Source organism: Myxococcales bacterium, assembly GCA_016716835.1.
In the GTDB taxonomy this organism is placed as follows: Bacteria; Myxococcota_A; Polyangia; order Haliangiales; family Haliangiaceae; genus JADJUW01.
On sequence record JADJUW010000003.1, the window covers coordinates 123368 to 144567 of the forward strand.

Sequence of the window (21200 nt, forward strand, 5' to 3'; positions counted from 1 at the left end):
CGCCGTCGCCATGTTACGCACCACGGTTTGCGCCACCATGACGCAAGCGCGGTGAGAACGCTTATGTTCGGGCCCTAGCTTATTGCCGGGCGCCGGCGAATTCTCCTGGGAAGTCGCTGCCAACGAGCGAGCCGTACCAGTGACCGTTGGTCAGCTGGCGGTCGTTCTTGGCTTCGGCCGAACCCTGGAGGGTAATCACGTTGAGCTTGGCTTCGAGCGCCGCGATTTGGTCTTCAATGGCGTCGATGCCTTGGTCGCGGAGTTCGACGCACGCGGCTTCGATGATGCCGTCGATGTCGACGTTGCTGCCGGTCTCTTCCCATTCATTGTTGACTTGGTCGCCGATGCGCGCGCAGTCGATGGCGCCGACGAGGGCGTCTTGCCAGTTGTCGTACTCTGTGCGGTCGCGCACGATTTCGTTAATAAGCGCGGTAGGGAGCTTGGAGAGCTCGTTGTAGACGCGGTGGCGATCGATATAGAGAAAGCCGCAGGCATAGTTGGCCTGGAATTCTTCCGAGACGATTTCGCCGATTTCAGGAAAGTCAGACGGCGCGCGGGTCACGGTGGCGCCGTTGTATTCGAACGTCAGCGTGTCCCACGTGGCGACGCCGCGGTAGTTGCCTTTGCATGAGCGGCCATCGAGATCCCACGTCATCTTGACCTTCATATCGTCAAGGACGTCGGAGAGGTTCGAGATGCCGGCGACGATGTCGGACAGCCAAGGGGGGGTGATTTCAGCGATGATGGCCGGGGCAAACGAGTTGATGGCGGCTTCAACCCAGCTTGGGATATTGTCGAAGTCCACGGTGCCCTGGGCAAAATCGTTGATGACTTCGGTGACGTTGAGGAAATCGCTGATGCCATCCGAGATGCCGGCGCGCAGGTGCAAGTTGTTGTTGACCTTCCAGATGCCGTGCAGAAACGGACCCGATCCCTTGTCGTCACAGACCGATTCATTGCTTGGCTCGCACGAGCCGTTGCCTTCGAGGATGTCTTCGCAGGCAAAGCCGGTTGGGCACTCGCTATTGGTGGCGCAGGTGTTTGGCAACACGACGCAGAAGCCACCGGGCGAACACTGGGCGCCTTCGAACGCGCCGCCGTCGCAGTCTTCGTTGTGGCCGGGACGGCAGGTAACCGACGGGTCATTGGGATAGACGCAGACGTTATTGAGGCACACCGAGGACGTCGAGCAGTCGGTGGAGACCGAGCAGGTACGACCTACGTCGGTGGGGCCGACGCAGGCCGCAGGCTCTGGCACGGGATTGGGTTGGTTCCCTGGCGGGCGACCTTCCGAGTTTGAGCAGCCCAAGGCTGCAATTCCGAGAAAGATGCAGGTGATTAGTGTGTTCTTCAACATGGCTGTATGGGGTCTATGCCAAAATCGGGCCAGCATTACAAGCAATGTTTTCAAGCAGCTTACGCGGTACGTCAAAGCCGATGAAATTGATGGCAACCCTGTAATCTTGAGCGCTTAACCTCATTCAATCCGGAACCCGCGTCGCCCGAAACGCCAAACGCCGGCGGCTCCTTTCGTTGCCACCGGCGTCCCATCTAGCCAGCTTGCTGTCCTCATCTGACCACCATGGCCAGAGGGATTATGACGAACCCTAGGTCAGTTAGAACACGGTAGGTGTTCACCGGCTAAAGCTATGCCCGACATCACGTAACCGAGGTCATGTGCGGCCGGGCAAGGCGGGGTTCAAAATTCGCGCGACGGCTTAGTTCTTCTTGCCGCTAAATTCACCGGTGAAGCCGGCGCCAACCACCGTACCGCGCCACACGCCGTCGGTGAAGAGCTTGCCATTTTGTGGCTCCGCATAGCCCTTAAGCGTCAGCACCTTGAGGTCTTCGCCGAGGTCGTTGAGCTTGGTTTTGCCGTATTCGACCACTGCCGAGACCAGCGCGTCGCAGGTCGCCTTCTTGATGACGTTGAGTTCGCCTTGGTTGTTGGTGGCGATGCCTTCGCAATCGATGAGGTTGTTGAGCGCGTCGTCGATGTCGTCGTAGCTGGTCAGCTCGCGAACCGCGAATTCGACAATCGCCGAAGGCACCTTGGACACCACGTTGTAGTAGCGCGCTTGGTCAAAGTAGGTCATGCCGCAGGCGTTCATCACCGTGAAGTCTTCGGATTCAATCTTGCCAACCGCGGCGACGCTCGAGGGAATAAATTCGTATGGCTCGCCGGCGAGTTCAAATTTGATCTTCTCCCAGGTGGCCTTGCCGCGATAGCTGTAGTCGCAAGCCTTGCCGCCGATGTCGATCTTCATGGTGACCTTGGCGTCGTCCATGACGTCCGAGACCGCGCCGAGAATGTCGGCAATCTTAAGCGCATCTGCGCTGACGTATTGCTCGAGCGCCTGGGAACCGAGGCTGTTTACCAGCGAAACCACGCTCGCGCGCAGGATGTCGCCGGGAATCAGGTTTTCGAGCTTGTCGGAGTCGAGATTGCCATTCTTGATGTCGCGAATGATTTCGGCGATGTCGCCAATCGTGCCGCCGGTTTTGCCGAGGGCCTCGCGCAGATGCAGCGTGGTGTCGACCGTCCAGTTGCCGCGCAGGTTCATGGGTTCGTCGCGGTCAGGGCAGGCATCCGCATCGGCGACGCAGGTGGTGCCGGTGCCGCCGGTGCAGCTATAGCCACCCGCGCAGTCGAGGTCGGAATCGCAGTTCAGGTTCGAGGGCACGAGGTAGCCCAGCGGGCCGCACTCATAGCCTTCCAGCGGCGAGCTGCCACCGTCGCATAAGAGCGATGGATCGTCTGGCGCCGCGCACAGGCCAACATGGCAGAAGAGAAAATCGCTGCCGCAGTCACTGGCGACTTCGCATGACTCGCCGATTTTCGAGCCGGAGTTATCGAGGCCGGCGCATTCTTCGGGCGTGCCGGTCGGGCCGTCGACGCTCGACTTGGAACAGGCCGAGGCAAAGAGGAAGAGGGATGGGACTAATAGCTTTAAAGAGTTCGTCATACGGCGGTGATATGCGAAAACCTTGCCAAGCCTATCTTTCTGAAATTATTTGAAAATACAGGTGTGGTCTGGTGTGCCCTAGTCCCATACCTGGTGTCGGTTGGCCCCGATCTGGCCAGCTTGGACGACGCTTGCGGCGACTACGGACTGGTTTTTTGGCGGCCAAAAGGCGGTGCCGTTGAGACGCGGACGCGCGCCCCGGCGCCGGTGATGGTCGCCCACCACATCTTCCATGCCAGCGGCGAATAGAGAAAGCTGCCATCGGGCGGCGCGACCTCTGGATGGCGCGTCGCGAGCTGTCGCAAGTCCTGGGCGGCGGCGTTGCGCAGCGGCAAGTCTGTGCGCTCAATAGCGTCGATCAGCCAATCGACGCGATGCCGCTTTTCGTTTTCGGCCCACCACGCGCGCCATGGCCCGACGTCGTCACCAAAATCGTGGCGGGTAATCGCGATCAAGGCGCTGCGCGCCAGCTCGCCTTGGCGCTGGCCGCGACCAAAGAGCTCGATGAGGTCGGGCACGGCCAGCGCGTCGCCAAGCCGGGCGGTTGCATCGCAGGCCGCGCGCATCATCTCGAGATCGCCATGGTGCAGCGCGTGGCGCACGCGGATCAGCGCGACGTCGGTGGCGCGGGGGGAGAACCCTTGCAACGCCGCCGCGGCGGCCGCGCGCACGCCGTGATCTTGGTCAAAAAGTCGATCCGCCAACAGGTCTATGCAATCGCTCGGCCGCGCCTCAATCGCGGCGAGGGCGGCAAAGAAGCGCCGATCGCGGTTGCCGTCGACTAACAACTGCGCGATCGGCTCGGCGGCGTCCGCACCCATGGCGGCGAGCACCGTCACCAAGCCGCCATACGTCGACGCGCGCAAATCGGTTTCCGGGAACTTCGAGCCGTGACGCCCGCAGCGCGCCCGGAAATAAGCGCAAAAGATGTGGCACAAGCGAGGCCGCGGCAACGCCCAGGGTGGCGATTTCGGCCTGTTGTTCGAGCGGCGAGGCGGTCTCAAGCGCGCGCAGGATTGCCTCGGCCTCCTCGACGCCTAGTGCCGACCGCAGCGGCGCCGCGGCGACCGCGGCGAGCGCCGGTGGTGACGTGGTGCCGGTGCGCGAGGGGACGGTGTGCACATTGGTCGATCGCGCGCCGTCGGCCTGGGTGGCCATGCCGAGCTTGGCGTCCGCCGTGATCTCCGCCAGCGCCACCGGCTCGATCGGCACGGTGCGAGGTTGCTTGCTCATGCGTGGACTCGGGCGCTTCTTGGCAATCGCGCGCTCAAAGGCGTGCGCGGCGGCCGGGCCCAAGGGCAACAGCTCGAGCACATCGCTGGCTGACAATTCGCGTTCGCCGCGGTGGGCGACAAACACCGCCATCACGCGGTCGCGCAGCGCGATGGGCATAAATAGGGCGTTGGTTGAATCGGTGCCGCCAAAGCGCGAAAGCTGCGCGTCAAACACCGGCGAGTTCGCGGCCAAGGGGCCCGACACCGGACTTCGCGACTGCACGGCGGAGGCCAGCGACGACGGCACATCGAGCGGCAGGCTGGCGTACGCAATGCTTTCGTTGTCAAACCCGACCGCTGCCAGCGCGCTGCGGCCAGACGCAACGTGGTCGCGCACGGTCATGAGCCCGGCCCATTCGGCACGCGAGCGCATGGCGCGCAGGACGAGTTCAATGATGTCGTCGCGCTCGTCGACCCGGCCCAGGGCGCGAATTGCGTCATTGACCGAAATCGGGGTAGGCGCGCCCAGGGCGCCCGCCAAGGCGGCCTGGCGCTCGGCGGCCGTCGGTTCGCCACTGCTTGGCGTTTTGGTCGTGATCGCGCGGGTTAGTGCGGCGCCGGTGCCAGGCTGCGTGTTGCGGCCCGTGCGGGTGCGGCTCAGCGCGTCGAGCGTTTCGTCGGTCGCCGTCGCCAGGCCATGCGGCGCGATGGGTTGCTTAGCGGGTTGAGCCAGGGTGACGTAGCGCGGCGCCAGCTCGGTGCCAAAACGCGCGGCAAACGCGACCTGCCAGCGATATTCCGGCACGATCACCGGTTCGATGGCGAGCGAGAGTTCGTCCGCGAGCGTCGCCAAGGCCTCTAAATCAACCGGGTCGACGACGAGCACGCGCAGGGTCTCGGCGACCACGCGCAGCGGCACGATCGCATATTGCTCGGCCAGGTCGCGGCTGCATAGCTGCAGCGAGACTTGATCGGTGTCGATGAGCTCCTCGGGCAGCGCCAGCGGCACCTGGTTGGCGCGCGGCAAAAATCGCAGCATCACCGCCTCGGTGACCACCTCGGTCTCAAGCAGCGCGGTATCGAGCGTGCCGCCATACACCAATTGGCGCTCCTCGGCCTTTTCGAGCATCTGCGGCGAGATCGCGTTATTGCGCAGGAGCAGCGCGCCGAGGGCCGACTTCATGATTCACTGCGACGCCCCGGTGGCTTGGTAGCGATCACCAGCGTGCCGGCAAGATAGTCGTGCAAGCCGCGTTTCTCGCTGTCAAAGCCACTCCACAAAAACCCCAGCCCCAACGTGCCAAACCCGAGCAAATAACCCAGCGCGCGGCGAATACAGCGGGTGACATCCGGTGGGCCACCATATTGGTCGATCACGCGCATGCCAAGCACGCGCATGCCGTAGGTCTGGCCCAGCGTAAGCTGCATGATAAAGAGATAGGTGACTAGCGCGGCGAGGTAGAGGCCCGCGGTCATGGCGAAGGCCGGGTCGCTGCCGAGCAAGATATCGAGGAGAAAGTCCAGGTTGCCCAGCCGGGCGGTTGGCAGCCCAATGCCGGTGGCGCGGCTGGCGATAAAAATCACCACGGCGGCGACGGGCGCCACGAGGGCCATGTCGATCACCATGGCGGCGAGGCGGCGCCAAAATCCAACGACATAGACGGTCGGCGCTTGTGATCGCGGACGCGCGGCGGCGACGTCGTTGCCCTCTGAGTTGGCCGCCAGCTCCACCCCCCGGTTATAAAGGTCGGGCCCAGGCTTGGCAAGTTACTGCAGAGCCGGGCCCACGTGATAGAGCATTAGATAGACGACGACCCCGGTGACCGAGACGTACATCCAGATCGGCCAGGCGACCCGCATGAGGCGTCGGTGGCGATCGAACTGTTGGGTGTGCGCCAGCCAAAGGCCGCGCAGCGCCATGGGCACCACCGCCATCGCCAGCACCATGTGCGAAAAGAGGATGACGAGATAGGCTACCTTGTCGCCGCCGCTGCCGACGTATTTGGTGGTGCCGCTGATGGCAAAGCGGAGCAGATACGACGCCAAGAAAACGGAAGACGACGCGAAGGCCGCGATCATGAGCGTGCGGTGACGCGAGCGCTGGCCGCGCCTAATCGCGCGCCACCCGAGATACAAAAGCACCGCGCTGGTGGCGTTGAGGCAGGCGTTGAGCAGGGGGTGGAGGTCGGCCGGCATGCGCTCACCAACCTAGGCTCGGCCGCCGAGCACAAGCGCGATGAACATGACCGGCAAATAAATGATCGAAAGCAAGAATAAGCGGCGCGCCCATAGTGGGTCGGCGGCATCGCGGCTAAGCGCCCCGGGCAGCGCTTGCGCGAGCACGGCGATGCCACCGATCACGGCCGCTGCCGTATAGATGCCGCCGGCGACGCCGGTTGCGACAATCGCAAAGCTCGCCGCCACTTGAACGATGATGTAGGCCGCAATTTCAAAGCGCACCGCGCCGATGCCGCGCACGTTGGCCAGCGTCTTGAGCCCCGCCGCGGCGTACTCGTGCATGCGATAATAGCCGATGGCGTGGAAGTGCGGGATTTGCCAGATAAACAGCAAGCCGAACACCGAGAGGCCCGCCACATCGATGCGACCGCTGGCGGCGGTGTAGCCCATGAGCGCCGGCATCGCGCCGGGCACCGCGCCCACCCACGTGGCGAGGTGCGTGCGCGGCTTAAGCGGCGTGTAGATGCCGACATACGAGACAAAGGCGACGACGCCAAGCACCGCGGTTAAGAAGTTTGAGCCCATGGCCATCACCGGCAGCGCGACGATGGTCAGCGCGATGCCGACGATCAAGGCGATGCGTGGGTGCAGCCGCGCCTCGGGCAACGGGCGGGTTTGCGTGCGCACCATTTTGCAGTCGGTTTCGCGCTCGAGATACATGTTGAGCGTGTTGGCGGCGCCGACGATGAGGCCGGTGCCCAGCATGAGCCAAAACATTGAGCTGCCGGTGGGTGCGCCTGGCGCGAGCACAAGGCCACCCGCCGCGGTGAGCAGCGCCATCATCATGATGCGCGGCTTGACGAGCTCGACGACCGCCATAAATCCGGTCGAGCGCGGACGGCTGGCGCGAGCGGCACGCGAGGCCGACCCCGCTGGCGCGGCGGTTTCGAGGACTTGAGGCGATGCCGTCATAGTGCGTAAGCAGGCACACGATGCGCCCGCCGGCTGGCTACCACGCTTTGTCGCGACACGAAAGTTGAATTGCACTCACGTGACAAATTGCCGCTGGTATGCGCGCTGGCGCGACCTACCACGCAAACCCGGTGCTTGTGGTCGCTGCGGCGTGTGATGTAGCCTCTCGCTAACCATATGAAGAAACCAACCGTTCGCAAACTCAAGCTCGTGACGAGACAGCTCGCCGTAATTGCAGGCGCAACCGAAACCGACGCTGGCCCGGCGCCGCAAGTCGCTGGAGACACATGGCAAGGCCCGTATTGCACGCGGTGGAAAACAAAAGGCAACGAATGTATCGCATAAACTCGCTCGCCGCCGCGAGTACAGTTGTAGCAACTCATCTCTAAGGAAGTGTCACGGACCAGTTGTTTTGAGCTGGTCCCTCGCTGCGAAACCGGACCCCTACGCCCACAGAAAAGTGTGGTAAAGGTTGGGCGTGGCGGACTTGGCGTTGGCGTGTCGGCACTGTGCGGTGCTGCTGGAGCCCGAGGCGCGAGGTGCGCAATTTTGCCCAGCCTGCGGCAGTCGCACTGAAGTCATCGCGCATGCCGATACGGCAGGCCTTGCCGCGCCCCCGGGAGCGGCCACGTCGCCACCGCCTCGACTCGGACAACTCATAGCCGGGCGGTATCGACTCGACGCCGTGCTTGGTGTCGGCGGGATGGGCACCGTGTATCGCGGCGAGCAAATTGCCTTGAAGCGGCCGGTTGCCGTGAAGTTGGTGAATCACGACCTATGCCGCAATCCAAGCATTGTGGCGCGCTTCCTGGCCGAAGCCGAGACCGTGGCACGGCTCAATCATCCCAACATCGTGACGCTCTACGATTTCGGCACCGAGCCCGATGGGAGTCTCTATTTGGTGATGGAGTTTTTGCCGGGGCGATCGCTGCGCCATGTGCTTGCCGAACAAAAATCGCTGCCGGTGGCGCAAGCCGTCGAGTATGTGATGCAGGTGGCGCGCGCCGTGGCGTACGCCAACAAGGCGGGCGTGATCCATCGCGACCTCAAGCCCGACAACATCGTGCTGGCGCCGCGCGGCGAGTCGGTCCAAGCGGTGGTGCTCGATTTTGGCATCGCCAAGCTGCGCGGCACCGATGGCACCACGGTGCAGCCGATGACGCGCGTCGGCGACATGATCGGCACGCCGCTCTACATGGCGCCGGAACAGATTCGGGGTGAGCCGGTCGATGCGCGTACCGACGTATATTCGCTGACCGCCGTGTTGTTTGAACTAATCACCGGCGAGTTGCCGTTTACGGGCCCGACCGCGACGGCGATCATGGCTAAACACTTGACCGAGGCCGTGCCGCGCCCGTCTCAACGTGTTGCTGGGCTGGCGCATGGTGCGGCGCTCGACCACGTGATCGCCGTGGGCATGCACAAGGAGCCGACGCAGCGGTTTGGCGATATGGGGGCGTTTGCGCACGCGCTGGCGACCACGTGCATGCCCGTCGCTGTCTTTAGCGGTGCGTCGCTTACACCTCCCGTGGCCGCGAGCTCACCAAGTGGCTACGCCGCGACGGCGGCGGCGACGCCTGTAAATATCGTGCGGTCGCGAGCACCATCGCCGCGGCCATCGCCGTCGCTTCCAACGTGGTTGGCGCCTGTTGCAATTGCCGTGCTTGGCGTCATTGGCGTTGGCATGTATTTTTGGGAGGAGGAGCCGGCCGCATCATCCGCGCAGGCGGTGCCACAAAATACCGGTACGCACACCGATCCGTGGGCTGGAGGGTCGCCCAAGGGCAGCGACGATGCCGACGACGAGGTCGCGCACGATCCGTGGGGCGCCAAGGGGCGCGATCTTGGCGAAGACTTGGCCGTGTTTCGCCGCCCCGGCTATGTCGTGTCGCTGCCGTCGACGATTTCGACCGCGCCGCCGCTGGCCGCGGGCACAGACCGCTATGTCGGCATGTGGGGGGGCACGCCCGTCGACCTGTCAATAGCCGTCGAACCCATCGACTCTAGGGCATTTAGCGACGAGGCGGTGTTGATGGCTCTGGGCAACATTGCCGAGCAGGCCGGCGCGGAGATCGTTGACGATGGCGGGATTCGTTATCTACCGATTCGCCCCTATTGTGCGATCATGGCGTGGGAGGCGCGCGAGCTGATGGCCGAGGCCTGCGTCTATCGCCGCATGCCGACGATCACCGCCTACTTTGCGACGACGACCAGTCAATTTGGCTCGACGGCGGCGCTGCGAGGGCGTTTTTTTGCGGAACACTTGCGGTTCTAGTGCCGCGGCACGCGGGGGCTTTTAGTCACAACAGATGGTGTGGGTTTGTGATGCGCGCGCAACCATGCTGCCAATACACACCGCGTTTATATGGTGACTTGTGCTGCACGCCTCAAACGCCGCGCGCTGTTCCGCGGCAACCGCGACCAAGAGGCCGCCGCTGGTTTGCGGATCAGAAAAGATGGTCTGCCATGGCTGCGACAGTGGCCTCACCTGCGCGCCATAGCTCTCCCAATTGCGCGTCGCGCCGCCGGGCACGCAACCTTGTTCGATGTAACTGCGCAGCGCCGCCTCATCGAGCAAGGGCACGCGCGCGGTCTCGATGACGGCACCGGTGCCCGAGGCGGCGCACATCTCGCGCAGATGGCCAAAGAGGCCAAAACCCGTGACATCCGTCATCGCGGAAACATAGGCTAGGCCGCCGTAGATCGCGCCTATTGAATTGAGCTGCAACATGGTTTTCGTGGCGAGCTCGCGATGCGCCGGCAACACGACGCCTCGTTTTTCGGCGGTCGTGATGACGCCGATGCCGAGAGGTTTGGTGAGATAGAGCAAATCGCCTGGCGCCGCGCCACCATTGCGCTTGAGATGCGTGCGCGCAACGCGCCCGGTGACGGCAAGGCCGAAAATTGGTTCGGGGCAATCGATCGAATGACCGCCGGCGAGGGGAATGCCGGCTGCCTGGCATATTTCGCGGCTGCCAGCGACGACCTCGCCCGCGATCTCCGGCGACAACTTGTCCGTCGGCCAACCTAGAATCGCGATGGCCACCAGCGGTGTGCCACCCATAGCGTAGACGTCGCTAATCGCATTGACCGAGGCGATGCGGCCAAAATCGCGCGGATCGTCGACGATGGGCATAAAAAAATCGGTGGTCGAAACGATGCCGGTGCCGTCGTCGAGATCGAACACCGCGGCATCGTCGCGTTCGGCGTTGCCAACCCATAATTTGGCAAAGGCGCCGGCGGCATCGCCGTGGACCGCCCCGTGGCCGCCGAGAATTCGATCGAGCACGGCGGGGCTGATCTTGCAGCCGCAGCCCGCGCCGTGGCTGTATTGCGTGAGGCGAATTTGCGGTGTCGTCACGCCGCGAGTTGTAGTCGGTTTAGGCGCGCTCGTCGACGGCGCGCAGCACGCGCGCGGCGATTTCACGCGCGGGGTCGCTCCCGCGGGCGGCAACCGTCGCGATAATTCGTTGTTGCCTGGTCGCCGCGCTGTGGTCGTAGCTGGCGTCGTAGTAGCGCAGCGCGATGTCGGCGGCGATGACAAGGTCGCCGGCGCGCACCGCCGCGCACGCCCTCCCCGTGACCAGGCCGCCGAGGCGTTTTTCGATCGCGGCGAAACATCGCACGAGCTCGGCCGGGGCGACGTCGGCGTAATCGAGTTGCGTCGCGGCGAGACGATCCTCATAGGGGACGTCGAGCACGATCAAAGGCGCCGCCGCCATCTGCGCCCAAAATGGATCGGGCAGCGTCGCGCAGTCAATGCGGCGGCTTTCGTTTTCAACCCAAATACGGCGCGCGCCCGCATGGTTGCGCAGCGCCATGCCAAGCTCATTTTCGAATTGTTCGACGGTTGGTTGCGGCTTATCGGCAAAGCCGCCAAACGCTGAGCCGCGGTGGCGCGCCAGGCCTTCGAGGTCGATCACCGCCTCGCCCAGCGCCGCCATTGCCGCGAGCACCTTGGTCTTGCCCGCCCCTGTTTTGCCGCCAAGCACCATGAGTCGCATCGGCCGCTCGCTCGCCTCCCATTGCGCGCGCATGTGGGCTCGATACGCCTTGTAGCCGCCGGCCAAGACGGTGGTCTGCAGCCCTGCCAGGCGGAGCAGCCACGCCATGCTCGCCGAGCGCATGCCGCCACGCCAGCAATGCACGCGCGCGGCGGTCGCGTCGCCGCCGCCCGCAATGGCCTTAGCCTGTGCAACCAGCGAGGCCAACTTAGGGCCGACCAACGCCAGCCCGAGCTCGATTGCGGCGGCGCGCGATTGCTTCTTGTAGATGGTGCCGACCTCGGCTCGCTCGGCATTTGAAAACAACGGCAGGTTGTGCGCCCCGGGAATATGTCCGGCGGCGAACTCCGCAGGGGTGCGGACATCGAGAATTGGGCCATGCGCCGCAAGAAAATCGGGCGCCGCGCACGGGTCTAAAGATGCCAATAACAACGCCAGATCATTAGCGCTTGCGCGCCGCGAGGTCGACTCGCCGCCGCGGTTTTCGGCGAGCCAACCGGCGGCGGGCTGCAGCGTGCCTGGGCCTATGCTAGAACCCCGGCGTGAAGTACCTATCGCAAAATCATCCACGTATCGCAGTTGCAGCAAAGGCCTGGCGAACCGCGCTGGTCGCGATGGCCTGTGCCGCCGCGCTTGGCGGCGCGGGCTGTGCACCGGCCAAGAAAAAGCCAACCAGCTGGCCGGATGGCTCGTCCGGCGGGGCGGCCGCGGCTCCTGCCAAACCCATCGCCGTGACCGACATCGTCAAGGTGCGCTCGTTCGAGGGCATTGACGAATACGTGTTGCCCAACGGCATGAAGGTGCTGCTCTTCCCCGACGATTCGGTCGAAAACGTTACCGTCAACATCACCTATTTTGTCGGCTCGCTGCACGAAGGCTATGGCGAGACCGGCATGGCGCACTTGCTTGAGCACATGCTGTTTAAAGGCACCAAAGATAACCGCGAGGTGCTGTCGCTGGTGCAAAAACGCGGCGGCTGGCTCAACGGCACGACGTGGAACGATCGCACCAACTACTACGAGACGCTGCCGGCCAAGGATGACAACCTGGCGTGGGCACTCGGCATGGAGGCCGATCGCATGCGCAACGCGACGATCTTGCAAAGCGACCTAGATACCGAGTTTTCGGTGGTGCGCAGCGAGTTCGAGATGGGCGAGAACAATCCTTCGGCCATCCTCTCCGAGCGCATGACCTCGACGGCCTACCTTTGGCACAATTACGGCAAGTCGACCATTGGCGCCAAGAGCGACATTGAAAAGGTTAAGTCGGACCGCCTGCGCGCTTTTTACGACACCTACTATCAACCCGACAACGCCATGCTCATGGTCTCGGGCAAGTTCGACGGCAAAGAGGCGCTGACGCACATCGCGGCGACCTTCGGTAGCATCCCCGCCCGGCGCGCGCCTTGCCGCAGACCTATACGCAGGAGCCCGTGCAAGACGGCGAGCGGCACGTGGTGCTGCGCCGCGCCGGCGACGTCGCGGTCGCGGGCTTGCAGTATCATGTGGTGGCCGGCTCGCATCCCGACTTTGCCGCGGTCGAGGCGCTCGCCAGCGTGCTTACGCGTGAGCCGAGCGGGCGCCTTTATCAGGCGCTGGTGCCGACCAAGCTGGCCAGCTCGGTGTCGCCAAGCGCCTGGGGCTTTCGCGATCCGTCGCAGCTCGGCATCTTCGCCGAGGCGCGCGTGGCAGCTGATGGCCCAAAGGTTTTGGCCAAGATGATCGAAGTGGTCGAAGGGCTCGCGGGCAAACCAATCACCGACCAAGAAGTCGAGCGCTGGCGGGCCTCTGAGCTCAAGGGGCTAGAGCTAGCACTCGCCGACAGCGAACAAATCGCGATCAACATTTCGGAATGGGCCTCGCGCGGCGACTGGCGCCTGCTCTATGCGTGGCGCGAGCAAGTGCAGCGCGTCACCGCGGCCGATGTTGCGCGCGTGGCGGCGGCGTACTTGGTCTCAGACAATCGCACGTCGGGCTTGTTCGTGCCGACCAAGACGCCCAAGCGCGCGCCCGCGAGCGAGGCGCCGGATGTCGCGAAGATCGTAGAAGCGGTCAAAGATAGCGGCGGCGCCGTCAAAGGCGAAGAATTCGTCGCAACCTTCGACACGCTGCAGGCGCGCCTGGTGACCACCGATATCGAAGGCGTCAAGGTGCAGTTCTTGCCCAAGGCAACGCGCGGCAACAAGGTTTCCTTTCGCCTGGCCATGCACTACGGCAACGAGCTAGACCTCCGCGGCAAGCAAGTCGCCGCCGAGCTTCTTGGAGCGCTCATGTCGCGCGGCACCAAGACCAAGTCCTACGCCCAGCTGCGCGATGCCGAAGACAAATTGCGCGCCGACATTAGGGTTTCGGCAGATGCCACTGGCCTAAACTTGTCGGTCAGCACCACGCGGGCCAACCTCGAGGCGGCCATTGCGCTCGCGATCGAGATGGCGCGGCAGCCCGCGCTTGCCGCCAGCGAGTTTGAAATCGTGCGCGCCGAGGCGATTGCCAAGGCCGAGGCGGATCGCAGCGAGCCGATGCAGCTCTCGTTCGTCGAGATCTCGCGCATGCTCTCGCCTCGCGCGGTGGATCATCCCAAGTACGTCATGACCCCGGACGAAAAAATTACCGCGCTCAAGCAGGCGACAATAGGCGAGGTGCAGGCCTTTTATCGCGATTTTGTCGGCGTTGGCACCGCCGAGGCCGCGGTGATTGGCGCCTTTGAGCCCGACGCGATCGCCGCCATGATGCGCAAGGAGCTCGCGGGCTTTGTGCCCAAGAAGAAATACGCGCGGGTCGTGGACAAGGCATTTGGCGTCGCGCCGGCCCAGAAAACCGTCAAGACGCCCGACAAGGCCAACGCGATGTTCATCTTTGCGCGCGAGGTCGCGATTAAGGACGACCACGCGGATGCGGCGGCATTGCAGGTCGCGGTGCAATTGCTCGGCGGCGACCAAACCTCTCGGTTGTGGCGGCGCATTCGCGAAAAAGACGGGCTGTCGTATGGCGTGGGTTGCGGCCTGCAGCTCGACGCTTACGACGCGGCCGGTGGCGTGTTTTGCTATGGCATCGTCGCTCCCAAAAATATGGCCGCGGCCAGCAAGGCCGTGGTCGAGGAAATGAGCGCGGTGGTCGCCGGCTCGATCACTCAACAAGACCTCGATGACACCGTCAAATCGATGCTCGGCGCCGATGACCTCGCCTTGCGCGACGATGGGGCCCTGCTATATCGCCTCACCGGCCTGGCCTTTAATGGCCGCACGCTGGCATGGGACAAGGCGCAACAAGCGAAGATCAAGGCCGTCACCCTGGCTGACCTCAAGCGCGTCGCGGCGACGTATCTCGCGGCTGAGGCGTTCTCCAACGTCCAGGTCGGCGACCTCTAGCGTTGGCTTGGAGAGCCAGGCGTGCGGGTTGAGGCTATTTCTGATGCGCAGCCTTCCAATCGTCGTAAGGCATGCCGTAGATGTGCTCGCGCGCCGCGGCGTCGCTGATCGCAAGGCCGCGCTCCTGCGCGGCGGCGCGATACCATTTTGACAAGCAATTGCGGCAAAAGCCGGCGAGGTTCATGAGATCGAGGTTTTGCACGTCGGTGCGTTCGCGCAGGTGCTGCACCAGGCGGCGAAACGCGGCGGCCTCGATGGCGTCGCTCGCGGCGTTCACGCTAGTGGCATCGCTGACGGTTGCCTCATCGTCGGAGGCGAGTGGGGTCAAGGTTGCGGTCATGCCGCAACGCTAGCACAGCCGGCGCCGCGCGCTACGCCTACGACTTGCGCAGGTAGCAGGCCTTGAGCAGCATGCCGGTGCCGTCGACCTTGCAGTCGACCTCGTGATCGCCGCCGACGAGGCGAATATTGCGAATCTTGGTGCCCTGCTTGAGCACGGCCGATGAACCCTTGACCTTGAGGCTTTTGATCAGCACCACATCATCGCCGTCGGCAAGCGGGGCGCCGTTGACGTCGCGGATCACGCCGTCGTCGGCATGCTCGGCGTTCGCGACCTCGGCCGCCGCCTGCGGCCACTCATGCGCGCAGTCGGCGCATATAAAGCTGTCGCCATCGGGATAGACGTTGGCCATGGCGCAGGCGGGGCAGGTGGGGGCGTCTGATTCGTCGGCATCACTGGGCTGGGTCATGTAGCTTCATTTCTTGGCGTCGTCTTCGACGCGCAGCATGGGGTTCTCGGGCCATTTGTGGCGCGGGTATTTGCGCATGAGCTCTTTGCGAATGGCGGGATAGTGGCGCTGCCAAAAAGCCGGGCAGGTCCTGCGTAATTTGCACCGGGCGATAGTTGGGCGCAAGCAGCTGCACCACCAGCGGCACGCGACCGCTTGCCACACGCGGCGGCTCGCTGAGGCCAAAGAAATCTTGCAGGCGCGAGGCCACCCACGGCGGCCGGCCATCCTGCTCGTAGTGAATTGGCGTGCGTTGCCGACCCGGTAGTGGCAGGTGGGTTGGCGCTAGCTTGTCGATGAGCGCTAGGTGCTCGGCCCACGCGCCGCGCAGCAGGCCAAGCACGTCGGCGCGCTCGAGCTCGGCAAACGAGATCAGCCCTTCACACGCTTGTGCGAGCGCGGCGGCGAGCACCTCAGGTGTAGGCGCGGCGATTTGCGGCGCATGCGCGGCGGCGAAGGCGACGCGGCCAAGGAAGCCGTCAAGCGCGGCCTTGTCGACAAACCGCGGCAGGCCGACGGCGAGTGCCTGTTCGGCAAGGACGCGGCTGGCGGCCGCCGGGTTGCGGCGTGCGCCCTCTGACGTTTGCGTCTCGCTGATGACAAGGGCGTCATAGGCGAGCGTCTCGCGGCGTTCGACGCGCAGGCGCTCGCGGTGCCAAACCATCTCGTCCGATTCGCGGACATTGGCCAGATCGTCGAGCAGCCACGCCGGGTCGATGCCGCTGCCGCGATGGATCACGCTGCCGCCGGTGGTGCGGCGCTGCAGATCGATGGCGACGATAAATTCGCAGCCTGCGACGCGGCTGCCCTCGGCAAGCGTCGCCGAGCCGCCGCCGGCGAGCAAGTACTCGCGCGTGGTGCCTCGCCGTTTGGCGACGCGGTCGGGGTAGGCGACAAAGATCGCCCGGCGCAAGGCCTCGTCTCGTGCCTCGGGCGTTAGCCGTGCGCGGGCTCGCGAGCCGTCGCCACCGCCGAGCGCGTTTTGTAGCTGGCGCGCGGCTTTCATGACTGCCGCGAGCGCCATCGCATCGACGCCGGTTTGCCGCGCGGCGGCGTGCGCATCGCGTCCGCCGGCAAATTCGACGACGTCGAGATCATCGAGCAGATCAGAATTCGACGCCACCTGCGCCCGCCCGCGTTCGCGCCGCAAATCGCGCGCACCGAGCAGCGCCGCCAGCATCGCGCCTTGCGCGGCTAGCCCTGCGCCCTGCGCCGCAATGGCCAAACGCGATTGGCGTGGATGAGCGGGCAGGGGCAGCATCTCGTTGCCCAGCGTGGTAAGCGACACCTCATCCGGCGTGCCGGCGGCGGCCTGCACCGCTCCCAGCCGCGTCAGCAGCTCGATCGCCGCTTGCACGCTCGCAGCCGGCGGCGCCTCAAACCATGGCAGCGAATTGACGCTCAGACCCATGCCCGCCAGTTCGAGCACCAACTCTGCCAAGTCGACGCGTGCAATCTCGGGCGCCTCGAAGGCCCGCCGCATTTGGAAATCGTGCGCGCTGTAAAGCCGAATGCAGACGCCAGGCTGCGTTCGCCCAGCGCGGCCTGCGCGTTGCACCGCGCTTGCCTGGCTGATGGGCTCTACCAGCAGCGAGCTCATGCCATCGCTGCGTTGGCGCAGGATGCGCGCTAGGCCGCTGTCAATGACCGCGACGACGCCGTCAATCGTGATAGACGTTTCGGCGACGTTGGTGGACAGGATGATCTTGCGCTGCGCCGATTTGCCAATCGCGGCGTTTTGTTGCGCAACGGTCAGCTCGCCATGCAGCGGCAGCACGCGCAAATCATGCCGCGCCGCGAGCTCTTTTAGGTCGCCAGCCGCGCGCGAGATCTCGGCCATGCCCGGCAAGAAGACCAAGGTGTCACCCTTCACCTCACGGCGCATGAGCGCATGCACCGCCGCGGCCACCTGCCGTCCCAGCGGCCGATCGTCGGGCGGAGGCAAATGCTCGATCTCGACCGGGTAGGCGCGGCCGTGCGAGGTAATGATCGGCGCGCCCCCGAGATAGGCCGCCAGGGGTCCAGGATCGAGCGTGGCGGACATCACCACCACCACCAGATCGGGCCGCGTCGTGGCCTGCAGGCGGCGCACGTGGGCGAGCGCGACGTCGCCGTGGACGTGGCGCTCGTGAAACTCATCGAGCACAATGCACGCCGTCCCGCGCAATTGAGGGTCTCGCAGCAGGCGCCGCGACAGGACGCCCTCGGTGATAAAGCGCAGGCGTGTGCGCTCGCTCACGGCGCGATCAAAGCGCACCTCGTAGCCGACAAATTCGCCAATCGCCTCGCCGCGCTGCTGCGCGACGTAGGTCGCCGTCAGCCGTGCCGCCAAACGTCGCGGCTGCAAGACCACGACGTCCCGCGCGCCCTCGCGACGTTCGTAGTGCTCGGCGAGCGCGCGCGGGATCACGGTTGTCTTGCCCGATCCCGGCGGCGCGACGACCACCACGGCGCCTGTGGCCTGCGCAGCCATAACGTCCGCCAAGACGGCATGCACGGGGAGCGGCGAGGATGACGTCACAGGGGGTGCTCTTGCTGAACGAAATTCCAGGTGGCGATTAGAGTTGCACCTAGCGCGAGGCTCGCGTTACCACTACCCCCAATAGTGAGGTCTCGCGTGGCAAATCAAGTGAAATCGACGTTTCGAAATGTGTTTGCGGTCGCTTCGGCGCTCGCGTTATTGGGCGCCGGCGCGTGCGGACCCGGCGGCGCGAACGACTTTGTCGATGCCGACGGCGATGGCCGCACCCCAGCGCAAGGCGATTGCGACGATAGCAATCCGCAAATCTACCCCGACGCGCCCGAGTATGAGGATGGCGTCGACAACGATTGCGACGGCATCGTCGACAATAATTTGTACAACATAGACAACGATGGCGATGGCTACTCGGGCGCGCAAGGCGATTGCGATGACCAAAACCCGCTCATCGGTCCTGACGCCGCCGAAGTTAATTTGATAGCCGACGCTGAGGGCAATCTTGTGCCCGAGGGCGTCGATAATGACTGCGACGGTCAGATCGATGAAGGCACCGAGCCGTGCGACAACGCGCTCTCGGGCGACAGCGCCATGGATTTCGCAAAGGCGCTCGAGCTCTGTCAGTGGGTACAAGCCGCCGAATGGCTAGCGGGCACCGCCGGCCAGCGCAGCATCACCAGCACATTTGGCAGCTACTACAGCCCGGCCAACGGCGACAAGATGGTGCTGCTATCGAGCGGGTTGGCGACCGCGCCGCTGCAAGGCTTTACCGCCGGTGGCAACATTACCTATCCCGGCTACGACGAGGTCCATGGCGACAACGTGAACGACCCGGTCGTCTTGCGGCTGACGCTCAAGGTGCCGGTCAACGCCAGCGGCTTCTCGTTTGACTTCTCGTTTTTCACCGTCGAGTTTGCCTATTATGTCGGCTCGGAATTCAACGACCGCTTCATGGTGAATCTGACGTCGCAGGCGTTTAACGGCAACGTCTCGTTCGACGCCGAGAATAATCCGATTTCGGTCAATGCGGCGTTTATGAGCGAGTGTTCGACCTCGGGCGACCAGTCCGGGTGGGTCGACAACGTGCGCGCCTCGTGTGGCGATGCCAGCAATCTCGCGGGCACAGGGTTTGAGCAAGACGGCGGCACCGGATGGCTACGCACGCAGGCCCCTGCGGTGGCCGGCGAAATCATCGTGATCGACTTCATCATCGGTGACGTCACGGATCACGTCCTTGACTCGAGCGTCGTCATCGATAACTTTCAGTGGATCGCTACCGGCGTGACCGATCCAGGCACCAACCCAAGCTAAGGCAACGCCCCGCGAGGCGCCCCACCGGCGCCGTTTTGGGTTCACTTGCCGCTGCGTGCCTTACGCTTGGCCTTCAAGCCGCCGGCAAGTGAGGTGGCACATGCGCGATAAAGAAATCTCGCACGCTTTGCATGCATGTCGCCATGGTGGCATCGGTAGGCGGCGGCAAGGGCCGACCGATGGTGATGCGCACCGTACGATGTTGCTGCATCAGAAACCCATCGCGTGGCAGAATGGCCCCGGTGCCGTCGATCGCGATCGGCACCACCGAGGTAACCGTATCTTTGGCGAGGTGAAACGCGCCTTTCTTTAGCGGGCCAATCCGCCCATCGCGCGAGCGGGTGCCCTCCGGTGCCATAAAGATATTGACGCCGCTGCGCAAGAGCGTGGCGGCGCGCTCGATCGAGGCGCGGGCCTGTGCATGATTGGAACGGTTGATCTCAATATATTCCGCGGCGCGCAGCGCACGCCCCCATAGAGGGATCGCAAACAGCTCGCGCTTGCCAACCATGCGCAAGGTCATGTCAGGCAGCGCCGCATACACGATCGGCGGATCGAGCAGGCTTTGGTGGTTGCCGACGAAAAGGTAGGTTTGTGGCGAAGCGGCCTCGAGCTGTTCGCGGCCGGTTACATGTAGGTCGATATCTAACTCACGGATCAAGCGCGTGGCAAACCACCGCGCTTGCGCATCGACCTCGGCGCGGGCCACGTCGCCGTGGCGCGCTAAGTCTGCGAGTATCTTGGCGGTCACGCGACCCATCGAGCCGATGATGCGCATGGAGCGCAGCGCCGCAGCGACAGCCTGGCTCGGTGAGCGATTTTCGTCCATGTAGTTAGCGTATGTGAGCGGCTCGCGATGTGCGCACTTAATTCGCGACAAAACGCGCGCGCCCTCCGACAAATAGCCGCGGCGTGATCGCGCGCCATGTTACCCTTAAAGCGGGAGAGGCAATGGGACCACCACGCGTTCCACAATTAAACGTGACGACTTCGGCAGCGCCGCCTCGCGTTGCGATCGCGTGTGGCGTGATTTGCGTTGCCGCTTTCGCGCTTGCGTTCGTTGCACCGATGCAGGCGATCGCCCAGGCACGCGACGCCGGGGACGCCGCGGCGCGTGACGCCAAGCAGCGGCAGGTGCTAGGCAACGAACGCGGCTTTAAGTTGCGCGTCGCGGCGGCGATCTCGCTTAGCCGCAATCTCACGGAGGAAAATACCGCCGCGCTGACGCTCGCGCTCATCTCCGATAAGGAGGCCGTGGTCCGCCGGATCGCGGTGATCGCGGTGGCCAAGGCATGTGCGTCACAAGGTCTTAGCCCGCGCACCCAAACCGCCGCCTGCGACGCGCTGATTGTGGCGCGGCGAGACGAAGATAAAAAGGTTAAGAAGCTCGCCTTGACCGCGGCGCGCGCGCCCGCCAACCCGCCAACCGCACCGCTGAGCGCAGGACTCTATGTCTATATTCCCATGACCACGCGGACCTCGGAGCACGCGCAGTTGGTGTCCGCGATCGGCGCGGGGCTCGCCGAATCCTCGTCGATGTTTTCGGTCGACTGGGCGTCCAAGACGCCGCAGCAAGCCGATGCCGCGCGCAAGTCGCGCCGCGCCTATCGCGTCGATGTCGCCGCCGCCCGCATCGATGTGCGCAAGGGCACGCGCGGGGGCGTCTCCTTGCAGTGCTCGGTGTCGATGGCCGTCGCGCCGTGGTATGGCGTCGCCGCGCAGGAGCGGTGGAGCGCGTCGGATACGGCGCGCATCACGGGCTCCGCGAAGATCGATTCGACGGGCACGCGGGCCCAGGCCACCGCCGAGTGCGTGCGCGCGCTGGGGCACGATATTGCAAAAAAGCGGCTGGCGGCGTTTCTGCGCACGACGTCGCGCCAGGCCGCGAGCGATAGCGACGTTGCTAAACGCTAGCGCCATTGGC

General features: G+C 64.3%; 16 protein-coding genes and 1 pseudogene. 4 read left to right on the forward strand and 13 right to left on the reverse strand.

Features of this window, described 5'->3' with window-relative positions; all coding sequences use genetic code 11:
* Nucleotides 1–79 precede the first annotated feature (79 nt).
* The 7 genes from IPL79_19290 to cyoE all read right to left on the reverse strand — a co-directional run bounded on the left by IPL79_19290 (nt 80) and on the right by cyoE (nt 7330).
* Nucleotides 80–1357, reverse strand: a complete 1278-nt coding sequence (locus IPL79_19290) for a hypothetical protein (GenBank protein MBK9073120.1) — start codon at nt 1355–1357, stop codon at nt 80–82.
* A 361-nt stretch (nt 1358–1718) separates the two neighbouring features.
* Nucleotides 1719–2966, reverse strand: a complete 1248-nt coding sequence (locus IPL79_19295; GenBank protein MBK9073121.1) for a hypothetical protein — start codon at nt 2964–2966, stop codon at nt 1719–1721.
* 140 nt (nt 2967–3106) lie between these two features.
* Nucleotides 3107–3805, reverse strand: coding sequence for a hypothetical protein (locus IPL79_19300; protein MBK9073122.1), 699 nt, complete (start codon nt 3803–3805; stop codon nt 3107–3109).
* A complete protein-coding gene (locus IPL79_19305) occupies nt 3699–5363 on the reverse strand; it encodes a hypothetical protein (GenBank protein ID MBK9073123.1) in 1665 nt (554 codons plus the stop codon). Before IPL79_19305 ends, IPL79_19300 begins: the two co-directional genes overlap by 107 nt.
* Entirely contained in the window at nt 5360–5911 is a 552-nt protein-coding gene (locus tag IPL79_19310) for an RDD family protein (protein ID MBK9073124.1), read from the reverse strand. Before IPL79_19310 ends, IPL79_19305 begins: the two co-directional genes overlap by 4 nt.
* 36 nt (nt 5912–5947) lie before the next feature.
* A complete protein-coding gene (locus tag IPL79_19315) occupies nt 5948–6376 on the reverse strand; it encodes a DUF420 domain-containing protein (protein ID MBK9073125.1) in 429 nt (142 codons plus the stop codon).
* A gap of 12 nt (nt 6377–6388) precedes the next feature.
* On the reverse strand, nt 6389–7330 hold the full coding sequence (gene cyoE / locus IPL79_19320) for a protoheme IX farnesyltransferase (protein MBK9073126.1): 942 nt from the start codon (nt 7328–7330) through the stop codon (nt 6389–6391).
* Between the two features lie 478 nt (nt 7331–7808).
* On the opposite strand from cyoE, the gene IPL79_19325 reads away from it, so the two are divergent.
* The gene (locus IPL79_19325; GenBank protein MBK9073127.1) at nt 7809–9605 is read left to right on the forward strand and encodes a serine/threonine protein kinase; all 1797 of its coding nucleotides are present in this window, start codon (nt 7809–7811) and stop codon (nt 9603–9605) included.
* A 21-nt stretch (nt 9606–9626) separates the two neighbouring features.
* Here the strand turns inward: IPL79_19325 and selD are convergent, their stop codons facing one another.
* Both selD and selU read right to left on the reverse strand, forming a co-directional pair.
* On the reverse strand, nt 9627–10691 hold the full coding sequence (gene selD, locus IPL79_19330) for a selenide, water dikinase SelD (GenBank protein ID MBK9073128.1): 1065 nt from the start codon (nt 10689–10691) through the stop codon (nt 9627–9629).
* Between the two features lie 19 nt (nt 10692–10710).
* Nucleotides 10711–11760 carry a tRNA 2-selenouridine(34) synthase MnmH gene (gene selU / locus IPL79_19335; GenBank protein MBK9073129.1) on the reverse strand — a complete coding sequence of 350 codons (1050 nt, stop codon included), beginning with the start codon at nt 11758–11760 and terminating at the stop codon, nt 10711–10713.
* Between the two features lie 116 nt (nt 11761–11876).
* Between selU and IPL79_19340 the strand changes: the two genes are divergently transcribed.
* Entirely contained in the window at nt 11877–13055 is a 1179-nt protein-coding gene (locus IPL79_19340; GenBank protein ID MBK9073130.1) for an insulinase family protein, read from the forward strand.
* 1680 nt (nt 13056–14735) lie between these two features.
* On the opposite strand, the gene IPL79_19345 is transcribed toward IPL79_19340, so the two are convergent.
* From IPL79_19345 to hrpB, 3 genes and pseudogenes are all read right to left on the reverse strand, one after another.
* Nucleotides 14736–15041: a DUF1244 domain-containing protein gene (locus IPL79_19345; protein ID MBK9073131.1), complete on the reverse strand. Its 306-nt coding sequence runs from the start codon at nt 15039–15041 to the stop codon at nt 14736–14738.
* Nucleotides 15042–15078: 37 nt separating this feature from the next.
* Nucleotides 15079–15450 (reverse strand): alkylphosphonate utilization protein, encoded by a 372-nt coding sequence (locus IPL79_19350; protein MBK9073132.1) that lies wholly within the window; start codon nt 15448–15450, stop codon nt 15079–15081.
* A gap of 6 nt (nt 15451–15456) precedes the next feature.
* Nucleotides 15457–17962, reverse strand: a pseudogene (gene hrpB / locus IPL79_19355) (ATP-dependent helicase HrpB).
* A 144-nt stretch (nt 17963–18106) separates the two neighbouring features.
* Here hrpB and IPL79_19360 point away from each other — a divergent pair.
* Nucleotides 18107–19276 (forward strand): putative metal-binding motif-containing protein, encoded by a 1170-nt coding sequence (locus IPL79_19360; GenBank protein ID MBK9073133.1) that lies wholly within the window; start codon nt 18107–18109, stop codon nt 19274–19276.
* A gap of 73 nt (nt 19277–19349) precedes the next feature.
* On the opposite strand, the gene IPL79_19365 is transcribed toward IPL79_19360, so the two are convergent.
* Nucleotides 19350–20105 carry a 1-acyl-sn-glycerol-3-phosphate acyltransferase gene (locus IPL79_19365; GenBank protein ID MBK9073134.1) on the reverse strand — a complete coding sequence of 252 codons (756 nt, stop codon included), beginning with the start codon at nt 20103–20105 and terminating at the stop codon, nt 19350–19352.
* Between the two features lie 152 nt (nt 20106–20257).
* Here IPL79_19365 and IPL79_19370 point away from each other — a divergent pair, with 152 nt between their 5' ends.
* Nucleotides 20258–21190, forward strand: coding sequence for a hypothetical protein (locus IPL79_19370; GenBank protein MBK9073135.1), 933 nt, complete (start codon nt 20258–20260; stop codon nt 21188–21190).
* The last annotated feature ends 10 nt before the right edge of the window (nt 21191–21200 follow it).

Coding starts and splice junctions, on each gene's coding strand:
- cyoE (MBK9073126.1), bottom strand. CDS start 7,330: ATGACGGCATCGCCTCAAGTCCTCGAAACCGCCGCGCCAGCGGGGTCG.
- IPL79_19345 (MBK9073131.1), bottom strand. CDS start 15,041: ATGACCGCAACCTTGACCCCACTCGCCTCCGACGATGAGGCAACCGTC.
- IPL79_19350 (MBK9073132.1), bottom strand. CDS start 15,450: ATGACCCAGCCCAGTGATGCCGACGAATCAGACGCCCCCACCTGCCCC.
- IPL79_19290 (MBK9073120.1), bottom strand. CDS start 1,357: ATGTTGAAGAACACACTAATCACCTGCATCTTTCTCGGAATTGCAGCC.
- IPL79_19365 (MBK9073134.1), bottom strand. CDS start 20,105: ATGGACGAAAATCGCTCACCGAGCCAGGCTGTCGCTGCGGCGCTGCGC.
- IPL79_19315 (MBK9073125.1), bottom strand. CDS start 6,376: ATGCCGGCCGACCTCCACCCCCTGCTCAACGCCTGCCTCAACGCCACC.
- IPL79_19305 (MBK9073123.1), bottom strand. CDS start 5,363: ATGAAGTCGGCCCTCGGCGCGCTGCTCCTGCGCAATAACGCGATCTCG.
- IPL79_19295 (MBK9073121.1), bottom strand. CDS start 2,966: ATGACGAACTCTTTAAAGCTATTAGTCCCATCCCTCTTCCTCTTTGCC.